Here is a 16,898-nt window from a genome sequence, read left to right on the forward strand (position 1 = left end):
TATTAACTGTCTAGTTTTTCAAACATAACTTCAATTTATTAAATATTGATTTGTCATTATATTTTAATTTTATTTCTTTAAATCGATCCTTTTTCCCACTATTATCATCTTCAATAACAAAAATCATTTCAACTATTTTTTGTTTCGTTTTATCATCTAACTTAAACATGTAATCAACTCCTTATTTATTAAAGCTATAATATCAATTTGAGTAGTCAAAAATTGGCTGCCTACCTTATGTATAATTGTCCTAAATTGAAAAGGAGCCGATATATGTGAAGACATTCGATTCTTATCACATCGTGTTAAATAATAAAGTTTACTCTGGTAAAGTAATTAGCGCTGTAGGTAGACACTTATTCTATGCCTCAATTAAAGATACACCGCTCAAAAAATTAACCAAAAACCTTAAAGTTATACGGAAAGTACAATAGCCCTAATCATCTCGAAATGATTAGGGCTATTGTTATGTTTTAATCTTTATATAATTGATTTATTTTGTTAATTTCCTCTAAATATGATGCTTTAATAGATTGTGGCGATATAATTTTCACTCTACTCCCTTGAGAAAGTAACCACATCATCACACCATCGCCAATGACTTCAATCTCTACTAAAAATCTGTTATTCACATAATCTTTTTTAAGTAATTGTGCTGTTGGAAAGCGATCTAGTACAGATTCAATAATTCCACCGTTAAATTCAAATTTAACTCTCTTCCAATCACCACCGTACATAAAGTAAATGCGTTTTTTTAATTCACCTTCTCTATAGTAAGGTGATTTGGGTAATTCTATTTGCTTAGTTATTTCATTATATTCTTGAATTCGATCTAATCGAAAAACTAAAACAGTTCCTTTAGTGTTAATACCGACTAAATAAAAATACAGTTCTGAATATGTTATATACATTGGCTTAATCGTATGTTGTCTACCTTTGTTCAAAGCATTAAAATATTCAAATGTGATAGCTTTACCTTTTAAAATGATTTCATTAATATACCAAATTTTATCTAATAATGGTTCCCCGTTATTCATTGATATATAATTTGTTAACTCCGATTGTATCGTTTTATTAATTATAGTTTTATCTGTGTCACTTAACTTAGAATTTAAATTATCGACAATCATATACAATTCTTCTTCTGTTAGACCTCTAGTAGAAATTAAAATTTTTAGTATTGCAAGGATCTGTTTCTTATCAAAATGATTTTCTCCATTATTCAACATATAATAAACATTATTCTGAGTATCATATTCAATTTTTAAATGCGCAGTCTCTTCTTTACTATCTAAAAATGCATTTAAATTCGAAATATAACGTTGTACAGTTCGTGCTGATTTATTATCAAAAAAGCCTCTTATCTCTTGTTTAGATATTCTTTCCCCGTCCATAAACTTTAAATACAATTCTAATATCTCTGTAGATTTCGCCATAAAAATACCGCCTTATTTATCGATATGAGCATTATAGCACAAGCCTAAGTTAGTTATAGTTCCGTTTATAAAAGTGTTTGTTGATCATAGACATATTTTGACTATCAATCCATGTAACATATGTCTTGTAAAAGTAAATTGCTTTAACCGATTGAAAATTTGAAAATAAAGGTGAGAATATGAATTTACAAAACCAATCTAGAAACCCACACGTTTTCCAAAATGTTACACAAAACGAGAAAAGTATGGCTATGTTGCTTTGGATCTTAAATATTTTAACAGGATTTGTTGGTCCACTTATAATTTGGTTAATGAAAAAAGACGAATCAGCTTTCATTAATCAGCAAGGCAAAAATTACTTGAATTTCGCAATTAGTTATACATCTTATTTCATTATTTCATTAATTCTTACGATTATAATTATTGGCTATATCCCATTGTTTGTACTAACTATTGCGGCCTTCATTTATACAATTATTGGAATAGTTACAGTAAATAAAGGTGAAGACTTTGTAGTGCCATTAACGATTGAAATTATAAAGTAAAAATGGGTTGGGATAGACTGAAAATTCACCTACACCTTTTTCTGCTTAATAAAAATAAACCACTTTCATCTTGATGATGAAGGTGGTTTTCTATAATACATTAATTCTACTTTTGAAAAGAATAAACTCACGTTAAATATATTGTTTCTTCAACACTTTCTAGTTTACGATCATGCTTTTTAATTATTGTCTCATTAATTTCCATCAACTGTTCAAATATTACTTCCAAAACTTGTACAACAATACTGTTACCCGCAAGTTTTATTAATTTTGAAGTAGTTAATAATTTTTTACTTGATTCTGCAAAAATATTATTTTTCATTAATAAGTTAAATGAATCTTCATTAAAACCCATCAGCAAAAAGCACTCTCGCGGAGTTAAATTTCTATACTTACTGTTAATAGACGTCAATGGATTTTGATCATCATATAATATAATACCTGAGTTAGGATGTCTGTCTTGTTTTGTTGTTACTGTTCTTGCGAAAGTACTTAAAATTTCATTTTGTCCTTTAGCAAGTTTTTTATTCAACATATAGATTTTCTCACGAGACTGAGTGAATTGTGGAGTACTTTCTATTGCCTCATTTCTATATATATCATTGCTATAATCTAACCTCAAATAATTTTCTAATGATTTCATTTTAGAATAATCTACTTGGTAATTTTCAAGATTATTGTAGAAAAAATAATCTTGTAGCTCTTCGACCACTTCGTGATCAGTTGCTAATACACTTATCATATAAGTTCTAACTCGACTTTGCGGTACACCAAAATCTCTTGCATCTAATGTATATACTTGGTTAATATAGCCTAAGCTTTCTAAAAAAGAACACCATTCTTCAAAGTTTTTGATATGCTTATTTGATAGTATATTGCTAACATTTTCCATCAGTAAAAATTTAGGTAATGGTTTATTACTATTTTCTAAAGCAATCAAAATGCGTTCTATTTGCCATAATAGTGTACTTCGGTTGTTAGCATCACGATCTATACCGCCTTCATTTTTATGCCAATTACCGCTAATTGATAAATCTTGACAAGGAAAAGAGTAAGTAAGTAAATCAGCTTCAGGTAGGTCCTCAGCATCTACTTTAGTGATATCAACCAAGTTATTATTTCTATCTATAGCCGCAAGAACACCTTTTAAATGTGACATACTCATTGAATTAATACCTCTAGTGGTTATTGGTTCTTTGCCATCATTAGAAATACTATACTTTGATAATTCTTCTATTATCGACTGCTTTGTATGATGTCTATAATCTTTTAAATTTTGTGCACCATTATGAATGATATCGTAAGCATATATTGCGGCTATTTCCCATTCAACTGTTGCTTCTATTGAATAATCTACACCGATATTTTTAAGGGCTTGGGATTGGCTACCTATACCACTAAATGTCTCAATGACTTTAAACATTTGTTACCCTCCCTTAAAAATCATTTATCATAGTCATGATATAAACATTCTCTTCTTTTTTTCGAAATAAAAACTTGTGAATCCAAGTTTATTTAAATCTTCATGCTTTATCGGACGACTTTCTTCCAACTCTATCATTTTAGCAATTTCATCATAAAAACTCCAATTTTCAAGATGTAACTCTCTATTAAATTTACCTTTTAATTTTGCATTGTAGGTTTTTCCATCAAATGCTATGATATTAAATCCATCATTCGGAAATAGATCTTTTAAAGAGTGTTTATTAGATTTTATTAAGTTTGAATCCTTATTTATCAAAACACTATTAATACCTGTAGTCTTCCATGAAGCATTAGCAATCTTATCGGTAACGATAGGTAAAATAATCCCACTATTATGTGGTCTCACCTTAAAACTTTTATTAAAATTAAATATTTTTCTTCTAATCGGATCTTTATTATCATTAGAATCATTATTTTTATAATTTCTTATTCGATTCATATTATCTTTTATTGATTTTTTATTTTTATTTGCTATTAATTCTAAATCGTCATCATCATAAAAGTTAATGAAGTCTTCTACTTTAGTATCTGTACATGATATTGATTTTTCATGCTGTCTCTGAAAAAGAGTTGAAAAATCTTCTTTAGCCTCAATTAAAAGCTCATTGTTATGAGAAAAACCATTTTCACTAAAGTTTGCTGAACCCACAAAACTGATTGAATTAGAAACACCATAAAACTCATAAAGTTTAATATGTGTAGGATAACCTGAATATTGATAATAAACGTTCACATTTTCATTACTACAAGATAACTTCTGAAAATTTTGATGATTAGTATATGAAATGCCTTCTCGCGACATACCAATATATAAGTCAACAATTATTTTCCCAACATCATCTAAAACTCTTTTAAGAAAAGTACTAGATGCGTATCCACTTATAATTTTCAACTTACTATACTTTTTACTATTTTTTAAAATTATTTTTTTATATAAGTCTTCTTCGAATATCATATTTTATTTCACCGATTCATATAAGTCTTTTACATACCTTTCAATACCACCTTCAACTAGGTCTGGCGACATGGTTAGGATTCTAGCAACGTTTAATATAAGTAATCTTCTGAATAACTTTCTGTCATTATAATTTTGATATTCTTTCATAATTTCACGGTAAAGTTCAATATTATAACCAATTCCTGATCTATCAACAAGTTGCATAATTGTATCTGTACTATTATTTTCCAATATTTTCAAAGTATCTTCTTCATTACCTTGCCAAGATAAATGTATGTACCACCATATTGTTTTCAACCATATTCTCCGGGTATCTTTATAAAAATGTGAATCATTAAATTCCCATCTAGCATGTACTATGTCAGGTATTACTTTTATTGATAGATATCTCCACACATCATCATTAACAGCTACCCTATTATTAAATCCGATTTCACTATTCAATAGTTTATAGATTTTAATTCCAAAAGCTAAATCAAACGTATAACCCAATTTATTTACATTATCTAATCCTAATTCATCAAATACCTCATCGCGAATAGCTATAAGTTCTTCTCTTAATGATAAAAATTCATCAAAAGGTTTAATCGGTACAATACCTTTACTTTCAACTGATAAATAAGCAAAGTCCTTGGTAGCTTTGCCAAGATCATAATTTATATTATCCCAGTTAATCATTCAATCACCCCTGTACCATTTCTTTTTCCATTGTTTCAAATAGCGAACTTTGTATAGTAAACATATCATTTGTCGTTATATTAAATGTTTCTACCCAATAAGATACTACTGCCAAAATTGTTCCGGGTATCAAACTATCTTCATCTTCTATGTTATTTTTCTCTACGTTGATAACTTCATTTATGATCATTGCCATAGCCTGAAGCGTAATTGTACCTGTTAACATCTTGTTAGCTTGACCTTCGCCCTTGTTTATTTTATTAAACATTGAATGCTTAGTATTAAACATTAAACTTAATTGTGAACTATCAAAATTGTCTTCACTTGCCTCAGTCCAGTTTTTATTCACCTTCCACAAAGGAGCATCTTTATCACTGAACTCAGTTATAGGGAAACTCGATCCTGATCCATCCACAATAATAGAAAATGAATTTAAATCTTCTAATGTTAATTTCATTCCTGGTTTATTGGCGAAAAATGGTTTAGTTTCATTAACTTGTTTGACAAATAAGAAGAAATCTAGATTTACTGTTCCTCTGATCGATTGAGCTTTAAAATTATAATCAAAATTTATTTGAACGTTTTCATCGTTATATCTAAAACTACCAATTTGAAGAATTTTTTGAAAACCTGAATTTCTAGAATGGATATGTACTGCATAACCTATTGTATTTTCTTTACAAGTCACTCCCTCACCTCCAAATAAAACCTTGTGATTATCTACTAACAAAGTTTGTTTTATATTTAAATTATTTTCATGCGGGGACCACATAGAATCAAATTCATTTATTTGAATATCAACATCTTCTAGTGAAGTCATATCTATAGGTTTTGGGTCATCTTCATTTGAATCATCATAAAATAATTCTAATGGAGAAAAGTGAATTTGTGCTTCTTCAATTTTAGCTTCATCTATTTTTCGATATAAAGCCACTTGATTTGTTGATTGTTTCATAATCATTCATCCCCTTCATTTATTTGTGAAGAAATAGCAAGATTTGGTATGAATTCACTTGTCTTCATTTTTAAAATTAGTTTTCCTTCTATAATTATTGGATTACTAACTGTTGATTTAATACGAATTTCGCTTTTGTCTTCTAAAATATCAAAATATATATTTGGGTCTTTAAATTCTTTATAATTTAATCCAAAATATTCTTCTTCAATATTTTGAATAATTAAATCCTCAATTTCAAAAGGGAAATCATTATTACTAACTTTGTTTATCCACTCATCTTTTTCTATTTTTTTATCTTGAGATAAAATTTGAATAAAAATACGATTAGTTGACTCTTTTTGAATACTAGTATTAAATTCCACTTCAACTGTATGCTCATCGATAGGGTTAGATCTAACGACTTTAATATCAGAAATCCTATTACGCTTACCAACAGTTCGTTTATCTTTATTGATATCTTTTTTACTTGATGATGTTTTCCCATAATTTTTAGGAGGTAATAACATTTTTCCAAACTTCCTTGATAAGCCTGATGTAGCAGATGATTTCTTCTCTATCGTTTCACCTAAAAAGTAATCATTAATCTTCTTAGCTGTATATTCTTTAATTCTGCGTACGATTCCAATACCATCTTCATCAACCCAATTAGCATGGTCTGCATTTTCTGTAGCTCTCAAATATTGCTCCAAATCTTTATATCCTAGTTCTTGATATTTATCTATCAATTCTTTACTGGAATTAGGAACAAAAAATCCCAATAAATTATGATCTTCTTTCAGAATATTAGCTTTAGGGGACCATTCACCATCCACACTATATTCTATAACCATTCCTGGTTTTCGTGTATATGCAATTATTTTCGAATTGTTTAGTTCGATTTTCATTTCATCTTTAACTCCGATATATTCTAAGGGAGAATATTTATTGTTTGGAGGTATCATCTGCATATATTTTCTATCAACCTCTATAAATGCAACATGTCCTACTGGTACTTTACTCGGGTCTTTCATAGCATTTCGTTGTAAATGCACAGGTTCTACAATAATATTTTCTTCCATTGCTTTACCCATAGCGACTGATGTATATAAATTTTGGAAAATATCAAAAGTTGGTTCCGTATTGTATTCTTTAATAAATCCAGAATCATTTACAGTACAATTCAACATTGAATTACCATTAATATTTTTATAATTTTCATTCATTAACCTTGGCATATACCATCTTTGAACTGCTATTCTAACTGCATCTTCTCTAGAGTTTTCCCACGGATATTTTTTCTCATCTTTTACTTCTGAAAACATTTCATTCCTACCTAAATAAGGAACAATTATAGTTGTACCAGTTTCATTTTCAATATATCTTTCCATACCAAAAATTTCTAAGAAACTTTCAATTTCAGCAGCATTTGTAATAGGCAATAATTGATTTTGATCGTTTTCATCAAATTGCCCCCACCAAGCGATTCCTCGTCCATTTTCTGGCAATAAACGTTTTTCTTGTTTTGGGCTTTCAATTAAAGATGCGATTAATCTTTCTTCATATCTTTCCTCGTGTTTTACACGAGTATAATAGATAACTATGCCTACACCTAATCTAAAATAGCTTGTTTTTCCTAACCCCCAACTACCTCCAAGCACCTTCTGCCTCTTGATTTTTACCAATACCAAATACAAGTTTAAAAAAATTACTTTTATTTGCGATTGAAGCATCAGTTGCTCTATAGTCACCAGTTAAACCACTAGTGTTACTATCTTTGATAGCAATAAATTCTTCATTACCACTGTACCTCTCATTTAATGTTTCAGATATACCTTCAAAATACCTAGCTAAACTAGGAGAATTGAAATTTCCTAGTTTGAAATTCACTTTAGTTTCTTCCATATCAGGCAATGTAGCATCTAAACTATTTTGTAAAGATTCGCGAACAAGTAAGTCTAAAACTGGCAAACTTTTATTTTGAAGTGAACGTAATATCGCATCGCCATCTTGAGACATACTTTGAACATCATTCACAGCATTTTTTATCTTCATAATCTATTCTTCCTCCCAATCATCAATAAATTCATCTTCATCTATCATCCTAGTTGAAGTGTCTATATTAGCTTTAATATATGTTGTCAAATTTTTATTAGTTTGATTTTGAACACTAGGAATCATAATATTTATCCCAATTATATCTTCTTTAAAGTTAAGTGGTTCCCTTGATTTGCTTCTAGATTGATTAGGTTTAGAGTCCTTATCAACTTTGTAAATAATTAATTGTGGGACTTTATTAAGCCCATAATTATTACGAATTTTTTGTACCTCTGCTACTTTAGCATTATTCAACTTAATATTTTCTTCTATATCTGCCAAAAGATCTGAAGGAGTTCTTAAAACACCAATACTTGTAATTTCACCGTTACTTTTACCTCTCAACTTAGAACGATTAACACTAGAAGGTGAGTAACCATGAATATTCCATTCTTTATTTTGTTCTAGGGTATTATTTATATCACCTACACTAGATAAAATAACATTCCAATTTTCAAATTCTCCACCCTTTTTTTCTAACCATTCTATTAGTGCGGGAAGTGTCGACATTTTTGTATCTACCTCTGAAACTTTATATTCCTCTAAAAATGCATTAACTTTCTGTGTTTCTATATTATTCCAAACCATCTTACTACCTTTAATTCTTGGAGATTCTAAATTATTAAGGAAGTTCTCAGTAGCATTTATATTACCCCTCAATATATTAATATCATTTTCAAAATATACTGTCTGGCTATTAAAGCCAGCAAAATCGAACTCTGAAGGTTCTGCTCGCCTGACTTTTATTTTTAGCAGTAATTCTTATTAATTTATAATTTGGTGAGTTTTTAATTCTAGGTGCATAATCTAACGGAGTATTACCATTTTCTGCATAATCTCTAATTTCATCTCTCAATTCCTCATTCATTTGACTCAAAAAGGTAAATCTTTCTTGTGCTAAACCATCCATCCAAACTCGTGGAAATAATTCATATCCTTTACGATATCCAAACCATCTTCCCATTTGCATCAAAGTGTCTGCTTGGTTTGTTGATCTTAAGAAATAAGTAGTAGTTAATCCTTCTAAAGTTAACCCACGCGATAATGTATTCCCACCAACAACAATAAAAGCGGGCGCTTCTTCAGGCATATTATTTTTTTCTGGATAGATTAATCGCACGTGTTGGTCTTTAGAATTTGCTCTACTATTATCAATAGCCATATGTATTCCTTTATGATAAATTGGGCTATCATTTTCATCTAGATTAACGTGCGAAACAAAATCATCTGAATTTAAATTAAAAATTTTATTTAGTTCTATTGATATATCTGACCAATCTGGATAATTTGGTACTTTATTGAGACTTGAATAACCATTCATATTTTCTTTGAAATGTTCAAAAGTAAGTGTGTATTTTTCTCTTTCATACAAGTCTTTCATGTTGCCTAATATATCTTCAGAGTTATCCTTCATATGAATTAAGTACTGCTTGATCTTATCAGCGATTATATTATGGTGGTCTATTTTAAAACTAGTATGCACTAACATACTAATAGGTTTTCTATATCGTAACTTTCTCATACAAGCTACAGTGATTAAAAACCATTGAATGGACTCAGTAAAACTTATCGGAAGTGGTTGATTAAATTCACCCTTTTGGATCTCACGTACTATTTCTGCATCCCTTTCATTTATTTGCAGTACTATATCCAAACCTGGACTTTTCTCTGGCTCTTCCATGCCAAATAACTGTCTTGGACCTATATAATCTTCTGATGGTTCTAATAAAGATATAAAATCTCTAGGATATAGTGAATCTTCTGAAGTTTCATTTAATACGTTAGCATATGGTGTTGCCGTATATGAAATGTAATTCATCCCAGAAAAATTATTATTATTCACTAAATTTCGAATCAATTCATTAATTGCAGTATATTCTCCGTCATTTGTATCTTTAGTATTTATACTCGCTTGATCTGCTTCATCATCAATAATTAAAATTTTCAATTGTCGCGATTTATTCATATCTAGTAGCAACCATTTAGATAATTCTTTTAAACGACTTTTATTTTTTAAAGATACTGTAAAGTACCTATCTCTACTTTTAGGTGATAAGTTGAAATTGCTAATTTTATGTTCTGGCATAGTTGATCTAACTTTAGGATTATCAATGTGCCTCCAGTTCCACTTACCACTTCCATATGCATTCATGTCATCAAACAATCTATTAGCAGTTTGTTTACGTAAGTTTTCAATAACACCAGAAAGCACAATAAAGTAGTTAAAACCATTATCAGCTGCCATTGCCATCAATCCCGCCATATTGGCTGTTTTCCCCGATTGAACATTACCAACAACAAGTCCTTTAATCGGCCTATCTTCTTTAGTATCAGTAGATAAACTTTGCAATATATTTATAGAGGATCTTTCAATTTCATCAATAGATTTGCTAGAAAAACCTTTATCATTTAAATTTCTTTTATAAAGTTGCCATGCAGAATACTTATCTGACGCTATTTTTGCATTGTTTTTTATTTTTCTTCCGAGCTTATTTAACTCTACTTTTCTATCTAAGTTTTTCAAATAAATAACAAGTAGTTCCCACTCTTCAATGGTAATTGGCTCTTGTCCACTAGCTAACGCAAGTGTTTCCAAAAAATTCGTTTTACTTTTAGTATCATCATTTAAAAATTCTAAATTTAGTATCTCATCCCATGTTAAACCGCTATTTTTATGTTTATCAATTGCCACTTTATGTAACTCATATTTATCATTTGCAAAGCTCATATTTATTAACCCCTTTTTATCTTTATTGAAGTGATTGTCATAAAATGTATATACAATACTATTGTAAGTTATTATATCCCTAATTCACATCTTTTAGTGATCTTTTTTAATATATCTTTATTTATATTGGCATTCATTTATAGCCTTATTAAATTAGAACAATACAAAAATGATAATTATTTAATATTCATTTTAAAGTTATCATTTTATAATGAATAGCTCCAACTTAACAATTCATTATATTGCTTCAAATAATAATTTTTACATAAAATATTATTATCTTATTAATTATTTTAGACTCATCAAAAAGAGCTGGAATTTTAAAATTCCAGCTCTTTTTGATATATTATTTATATTCTTCAACCAATTCTTTATAAAACTTACTCAACGCTTTGTTTTCGGTTTCTTTAAATTGTTGATCTGGGCGTAGGTTGGGATCTTTACCAGTATGGTCTTTCGGTGCAAATCCTGATGCTAAAGTCACATCTTCCTTACCTTCAAATTGGTATTCATAGACCTTGCCCTCTTCTGTGAAAATGTATTTTGTCACTGGTTTACTTAAGTCTGCAACTTCCTTATAACCTTCTACATTAGAAAGATCTTCCGCTTCTTTATCAAAGCCTACCTCGCCATCTTTAGGTGTGTATATAACGGCACCAGTAACAGCATGCAAATCGAATGCTTCAGGCCCAGGTTTGCCTGTATTATTGATTTGAATTTCTCCCTTTTCCGTACCCGCATACCAATCACCATCAGAAATACTACTTGTACTAAAATAACGATTGGAGACTGCCTTACCGTCTTCTTTTTTATCTTCAGCTAACCAATCTATCATTTCTTCTTTTATTTTCTTCTGCTCTTCATCAGAAATTTGAGTTTTATGTGATGTTTCTTCTTTACTGGACTCTTGCGCTACTGCTTCTTTTCCAGAATGATTATTTGTCTCAGTTTCTTCATTACTACAACCCATAAGTAACGCTGTACAAATGGATATCATTGATAATGCTTTAATATATTGTTTCATAAAACAAAGTCTCCTTTTTCAAAGGAAAACCGATATACCTAAGCTATAAAATAAATTACAGCTTAGGTATCAGTTTTAATTATATTTAATCTTTTTGAATACCAAATTCATCTACTAGTTCTACGCTACGTTGCTCACCTTTACTGATGTCACCGCGTAGTTGATAAATTTTAACTTTCAATTGATCGCCTTCAACTTCATATACTGAGAAGTTTTGAGCTGATGAATCTCTGTTATTTTCGTGTTTATCTTTAAATGCGTCTGTTTCTTGTGGTTGCGCACCTAGTTTGAATAAACTATTGTAATGATCTAAATCTTTCTGAGTTAACCAGACTTAATTCTGGTCTAACCTTTTTAATGTGCTCTAATGAACGGTCATAAATACTGTCATATTCTTTCGTACCACCAGTGTTAGGTAATACATAGACTGAACCTTCTGGGTCGTCATAATATTTCACGCCATCTTCGCCAACGAATTGTTCCGTATCTTCTTTCTTCGCATTCACAAAACTATTTTTCGTTGATGTGTGTTCTAGAGGATGTGTACGTGATAACACGTGGTCGTGACCTTGTAATACTAAGTCAACGTCAAGGTCATCAATTTCTTTTGTTAATTCATCTCTTACTTTCTTCACATCTTCATCTGAAAGTGCATGATATGATTTAGAATACATTGGTTTGTGTAAGTTTAAAACAACCCATTTTGCCCCATTGTCTCGCGCCTGTTTAATATCTTTCTTAATCCATTCCATCTGTTCATCACCAATGGCTTTTTCATCTGGATTGTCTTTTGATTTCTTATTGTCGTTTGTATTCGCTACTACCATGTGTGCCCCATTATAATCAAATGAATAGTACGAACCGCCATTAACAGCGTCATTTTCTTTTGGTACGTTCATGTGCTCATTGAATTTATTCAATAATTTTTCGTCTTCTTCGTTTAATGCATACTCATCATGGTTACCTGGTGCTGAGGCAACTGGTAAAGACATAAATGATGGTCTAGATTGTTTATATAAATCTTTCCATTCATCTTCAACTTCAGCAGTTTCTACAAAGTCCCCTGTATGTAGTGCGAAGTTAGGATCGCCTGCTGTTTGAATTGCATTTTTCAATGTATCAGCACCAAATGCTGCTTCATTTCTTACATTCTCATTCCAAAAAGCATTTTGCGTATCTGTGTATTGTACAAAGCTAAATGGATCGCCTTTATCACCGGAAGTCTTGAACTTACCTATTTCACTTTTCTTCCCACTTTCACTACCCACTTTGTAGTAATATTGTGTATTCGGTTTTAAATCTTTAGCTTGTGCTTTGTATGTATATTCTTTTTCTTTGATTAAATCTGTTTTACCATGCTTGTCGCCGCTCGTCCATTCAGGGCCACCTGCATTTTCATCGGTATAAAAACCATTTACTTTAGGTTTGCCATTTTTTTCAATAGGTTCGCCTTCATCATCTTTGGCTACATCTTTATAGATGATATTGCCCTCTTTATCCCTCTCAAGATACTTAGAGTCTACTTTTTTAGGTTTAGCATCAAATGATTTTGCGTCTGAAAAATCTTTAGATTCTGAAACCCATACTTTAGAATCTTTAAATTTGTCTGTGGTATACCAACTAAAACCCATTTCCGATTTAGTGTCACCTTTAAAATTTGTAATTACACGGTTAGGATTGTTGTTCTCTGGAACCTCAGCTACTTTAGGTTTTTTATCCAGTAATTCAATATCACCGTTTTTTTCGCCTTCTGTTGCACTACCTGAACCACTTGCATCAGCTGTTGGTGCTGAAACTGTAGTAAATACTATAGCTAGACTCATTACAGTACTTACAGCAATAGAACGATACTTATATGCCATCACACGTACCCCCCAATAGGAATTTTTAATGTTTCATTCACTATTCTAGCAATGTAGTATTAATTTAAAGTTAATGCTATATGGATTTTGTAAATTTCAAATTACTATTTAATTTTATTTAGGTATATTTAAAAAAACCAATTTATTCACTTTTATTTCCACTACCATAAACCAAACTTAATATTAATTTACCTTAGCTTAACAATTCCTTTGAATTAGCTTTGTTACAATATAATTAAATTTGAAATTTAAAGGGGAATGGTTTTGAAGAAATTAACTTGGTCATTTATCACGTCTATGGCATTAGCAACTACTGTCATAGCACCTACTACACTTCACGCAACAACAACAGAGAAAGATGCGCAAGATACAAAAGATAGTTCGACAAAAAGTATAGAAATTCACGATATCCAAGGCGAAGGTCATCAATCACCTTACGATGGTAAAAAAGTGAACAACATAAAAGGGATTGTCACATATCAATATGAATTAAATGGTGGCAAGTACTTACATATTGAAACACCTGACGATAAACAGGATAATAACCCGAATACATCTGAGGGTCTTATCATTTATACGGGTAATCAAAATTATGACGCTCAAAAAGGTGACTTAGTTAACGTTACAGGCACTGTTGATGAATATTATATTGATGGTTATGATGATAAACAGGAAACAGACTTACCAGTAACTCAAATTAATGCACGTGACGATAAAGGTGGCAACGTGGCTATTGAAGAAAGTAACCAACAATTGCCTGAGCCCTATGTGATTGAAAAAGTACCAAGTAAAATTTCTGCAAATGATAACTTTCAGACCTTTGATCGTGAGCAATACGCAATTGACTACTGGGAATCGCTAGAAGGCATGCGTGTTGAAGTTGGCGACGTCAGAAGTGTTGGCCCACAAGAACACGGTGACCTTTTCACTGTTTTAGACGACCAACCAGCTGAAACGGACAATGGCGGTGTACGTTTAAAAGAAAATGATCAGCATGGTGAACGTATTCCTTTTAAAATGTATGATAATCATAAAGCACGTGATTTTGATGTAGCAACAGGCGATAAATTTAAAGGTCCAATTATTGGTCATGTGAATTATGGATTCCAAAACTACAAATTAAATGTAGATTTAGATGACATGAAACAAGCACATGTCGAGGGTGACACTGAGCCACAACCAACTTCCATTGAACCGAGTAATCAAAAGCTCAATGTTGCATCTTATAATTTAGAAAATTTCTCTAACAATTCATCATCTACAACAGAGGATAAAGCGGATAAAATTGCGAATGGTATCACAGAACATATGAAGAACCCTGATATTATCGGCGTGACTGAAGTACAAGATAATGACGGTCCAAAAGAAGGCGGACCAGAAGCTAATAAATCTTACGAACGTTTAATTAAAGATATTGAAGAAGTCGGTGGACCAAAGTATAAATATTTAAATATCGATCCTTCAATGAATGAAGACGGCGGACAGCCTGATGCGAATATCCGTGTTGGTTTCTTATATAATCCTAAACGTGTTCAATTTGATAAATCTATTGAATCTGGAGATGCAGACACAGCAGTATCATATAAAGATGGCGACTTAACATTAAATCCAGGTCGCATCGACCCGAATAATCCGGCCTTTGATGATTCTAGAAAACCATTGGCTGCTCAATTTAAATTTCATGGAGAACAAGTCATTGTATTAGCGAATCATTGGAACTCTAAAAATGGTGATACACCACTATTCGGTAGTCAACAACCTCCAGTATTAGAAAGTGAAAATCAGCGTGTTGAAATTGCCAAATCAGTTGGACACTTTGTAGAACAAGTCCAAAAAGACAACCCTAATGCCAATATCGTATCCGTTGGCGATTATAATGATTTCCAATGGTCAAAACCGTTAAAAACATTTGAAAGCTTTAATATGAGCAATATGATTTATGATTTACCTGAAAGCGAACGTTATTCATACAACTATCAAGGTAATTCACAAGCACTCGATCATATATTCGTTTCAAATAATTTGAAAAACCATACAGAATTAGATCCAATTCATGTAAACAGTGATTTCACTGATATGTCAGGCCGTGCGAGTGATCATGATCCACTATTAGCTCAAATTGATTTAAAACAGGCCCGTAAAGATGAAAAAACTAAATAGGTACAAAAAATCGACAAAATCATAAGACTTTGTCGACAGAATGGGGAGTGGGACAGAAATCTAATTTTTCTAATAAAATTTCGTCGTCCCACCCCGGCACAGCTGACTAGAACTAAAAAAAGCTTGATATAAGCGCATTTTCAATTCAGTCAGCCACTGCCAATATAAAAATGATCCTGAGACATGTTCTATGTCCCAGGCTGTTTTTCTATTTATAATTAAGACGTCATTGCTCAACTAAATAGACTTTTTCAGAGTAACAACGTACGCTATCCATTTTTTTCTCTAAGAATTTATTCCATTTTACATCTCTATTTAGCTCATTTTGTTCTTTTAAAATTGCTAACGGCACTTGTAAGTTAAGACAGCGACCAGAAATATTAAAACGTGTGACACCGGTTGGGACAGTTTCTCCTCTATTAACGATTGTTTCGATTTCTTGAAAACCAAGCGACTGATATTTCATCAAAATATGTTGGTTAGATACACAAGTATTATCACTCTGTGCCATACGTTCCACATCATAGGTTTGACTATAACTGGTAACAACCTTTGCCCACGCTTCTAATTTCTGTTCTCCTAAATCTTCTACATATAAATATTGTTCGTCATAGCCTTTGCACATTGTAATAAATGGCATGGTATTTTTAATTTCTGTCGTCCATGGCAAACTATCATCTTGTCGTAAATTTTCCCACCACTGACCAACAGGCACTTTATGATTCCATGTACTAATGGAATATTGTGTCTCATTAATATCTTGAACTGGTACAACGCGGCATCCAAGTGCCTTGAGACTCGTGAAACGATGCACACCGTCAATGACCATATATCTACCTGATTGTGTTTGTGTAACTAATACTGGATGTCTCATAATTTGTTCCGCTTCAATACTTTGCTTTGTCTTTTCTAAACGCTTCGGCTCAAATGTTTCATGTAAGTCTATATGTTCCACTGGTACAAGTTTTAATGCATTATACATTTGTTCCAT

At 31.2% G+C, this 16,898-nt stretch carries 15 protein-coding genes and 1 pseudogene; 3 read left to right on the forward strand and 13 right to left on the reverse strand.

Going from position 1 to position 16,898, the window contains the following annotated elements; all coding sequences use genetic code 11:
- Positions 1 to 10: 10 nt before the first annotated feature.
- The gene (locus ABLV95_RS12080) at positions 11 to 169 is read right to left on the reverse strand and encodes a hypothetical protein (protein ID WP_427705846.1); all 159 of its coding nucleotides are present in this window, start codon (positions 167 to 169) and stop codon (positions 11 to 13) included.
- 106 nt (positions 170 to 275) lie between these two features.
- Here ABLV95_RS12080 and ABLV95_RS12085 point away from each other — a divergent pair, with 106 nt between their 5' ends.
- Entirely contained in the window at positions 276 to 434 is a 159-nt protein-coding gene (locus ABLV95_RS12085; RefSeq protein WP_427705844.1) for a hypothetical protein, read from the forward strand.
- A gap of 39 nt (positions 435 to 473) precedes the next feature.
- Here ABLV95_RS12085 and ABLV95_RS12090 read toward each other — a convergent pair whose 3' ends face one another.
- Positions 474 to 1,436, reverse strand: a complete 963-nt coding sequence (locus ABLV95_RS12090) for a helix-turn-helix transcriptional regulator (RefSeq protein WP_427705842.1) — start codon at positions 1,434 to 1,436, stop codon at positions 474 to 476.
- A gap of 179 nt (positions 1,437 to 1,615) precedes the next feature.
- Here ABLV95_RS12090 and ABLV95_RS12095 point away from each other — a divergent pair, with 179 nt between their 5' ends.
- A complete protein-coding gene (locus ABLV95_RS12095) occupies positions 1,616 to 1,981 on the forward strand; it encodes a DUF4870 domain-containing protein (RefSeq protein WP_427705840.1) in 366 nt (121 codons plus the stop codon).
- A gap of 127 nt (positions 1,982 to 2,108) precedes the next feature.
- On the opposite strand, the gene dcm is transcribed toward ABLV95_RS12095, so the two are convergent.
- The 10 genes and pseudogenes from dcm to ABLV95_RS12145 all read right to left on the reverse strand — a co-directional run bounded on the left by dcm (position 2,109) and on the right by ABLV95_RS12145 (position 13,747).
- On the reverse strand, positions 2,109 to 3,404 hold the full coding sequence (gene dcm / locus ABLV95_RS12100) for a DNA (cytosine-5-)-methyltransferase (protein ID WP_427705839.1): 1,296 nt from the start codon (positions 3,402 to 3,404) through the stop codon (positions 2,109 to 2,111).
- Positions 3,405 to 3,437: 33 nt separating this feature from the next.
- The gene (locus tag ABLV95_RS12105; RefSeq protein ID WP_460875816.1) at positions 3,438 to 4,421 is read right to left on the reverse strand and encodes a phospholipase D family protein; all 984 of its coding nucleotides are present in this window, start codon (positions 4,419 to 4,421) and stop codon (positions 3,438 to 3,440) included.
- 3 nt (positions 4,422 to 4,424) lie between these two features.
- Positions 4,425 to 5,102, reverse strand: coding sequence for a hypothetical protein (locus ABLV95_RS12110; RefSeq protein WP_427705835.1), 678 nt, complete (start codon positions 5,100 to 5,102; stop codon positions 4,425 to 4,427).
- A 4-nt stretch (positions 5,103 to 5,106) separates the two neighbouring features.
- Entirely contained in the window at positions 5,107 to 6,057 is a 951-nt protein-coding gene (locus ABLV95_RS12115) for a hypothetical protein (protein ID WP_427705833.1), read from the reverse strand.
- Between the two features lie 2 nt (positions 6,058 to 6,059).
- Positions 6,060 to 7,697, reverse strand: a complete 1,638-nt coding sequence (locus ABLV95_RS12120) for a hypothetical protein (RefSeq protein WP_460875818.1) — start codon at positions 7,695 to 7,697, stop codon at positions 6,060 to 6,062.
- Complete coding sequence (locus tag ABLV95_RS12125; RefSeq protein ID WP_460875820.1) at positions 7,684 to 8,091, reverse strand: hypothetical protein; 408 nt, start codon at positions 8,089 to 8,091, stop codon at positions 7,684 to 7,686. Before ABLV95_RS12125 ends, ABLV95_RS12120 begins: the two co-directional genes overlap by 14 nt.
- Positions 8,092 to 8,094: 3 nt before the next feature.
- The gene (locus ABLV95_RS12130; protein WP_460875822.1) at positions 8,095 to 8,721 is read right to left on the reverse strand and encodes a hypothetical protein; all 627 of its coding nucleotides are present in this window, start codon (positions 8,719 to 8,721) and stop codon (positions 8,095 to 8,097) included.
- 109 nt (positions 8,722 to 8,830) lie between these two features.
- Positions 8,831 to 10,861, reverse strand: coding sequence for a Z1 domain-containing protein (locus ABLV95_RS12135; protein WP_460875824.1), 2,031 nt, complete (start codon positions 10,859 to 10,861; stop codon positions 8,831 to 8,833).
- A gap of 346 nt (positions 10,862 to 11,207) precedes the next feature.
- Entirely contained in the window at positions 11,208 to 11,885 is a 678-nt protein-coding gene (locus ABLV95_RS12140) for a hypothetical protein (protein ID WP_427705827.1), read from the reverse strand.
- Between the two features lie 85 nt (positions 11,886 to 11,970).
- A pseudogene (locus ABLV95_RS12145) lies at positions 11,971 to 13,747 on the reverse strand (metallophosphoesterase).
- Positions 13,748 to 14,005: 258 nt separating this feature from the next.
- On the opposite strand from ABLV95_RS12145, the gene ABLV95_RS12150 reads away from it, so the two are divergent.
- On the forward strand, positions 14,006 to 15,907 hold the full coding sequence (locus ABLV95_RS12150; RefSeq protein ID WP_460875826.1) for an endonuclease/exonuclease/phosphatase family protein: 1,902 nt from the start codon (positions 14,006 to 14,008) through the stop codon (positions 15,905 to 15,907).
- A gap of 226 nt (positions 15,908 to 16,133) precedes the next feature.
- Here ABLV95_RS12150 and sbnI read toward each other — a convergent pair whose 3' ends face one another.
- Positions 16,134 to 16,898, reverse strand: coding sequence for a bifunctional transcriptional regulator/O-phospho-L-serine synthase SbnI (sbnI, locus tag ABLV95_RS12155; protein ID WP_427705821.1), 765 nt, complete (start codon positions 16,896 to 16,898; stop codon positions 16,134 to 16,136).

It is taken from the genome of Staphylococcus sp. Mo2-1 (assembly GCF_046721385.1).
Classification (GTDB): domain Bacteria; phylum Bacillota; class Bacilli; order Staphylococcales; family Staphylococcaceae; genus Staphylococcus; species Staphylococcus equorum_A.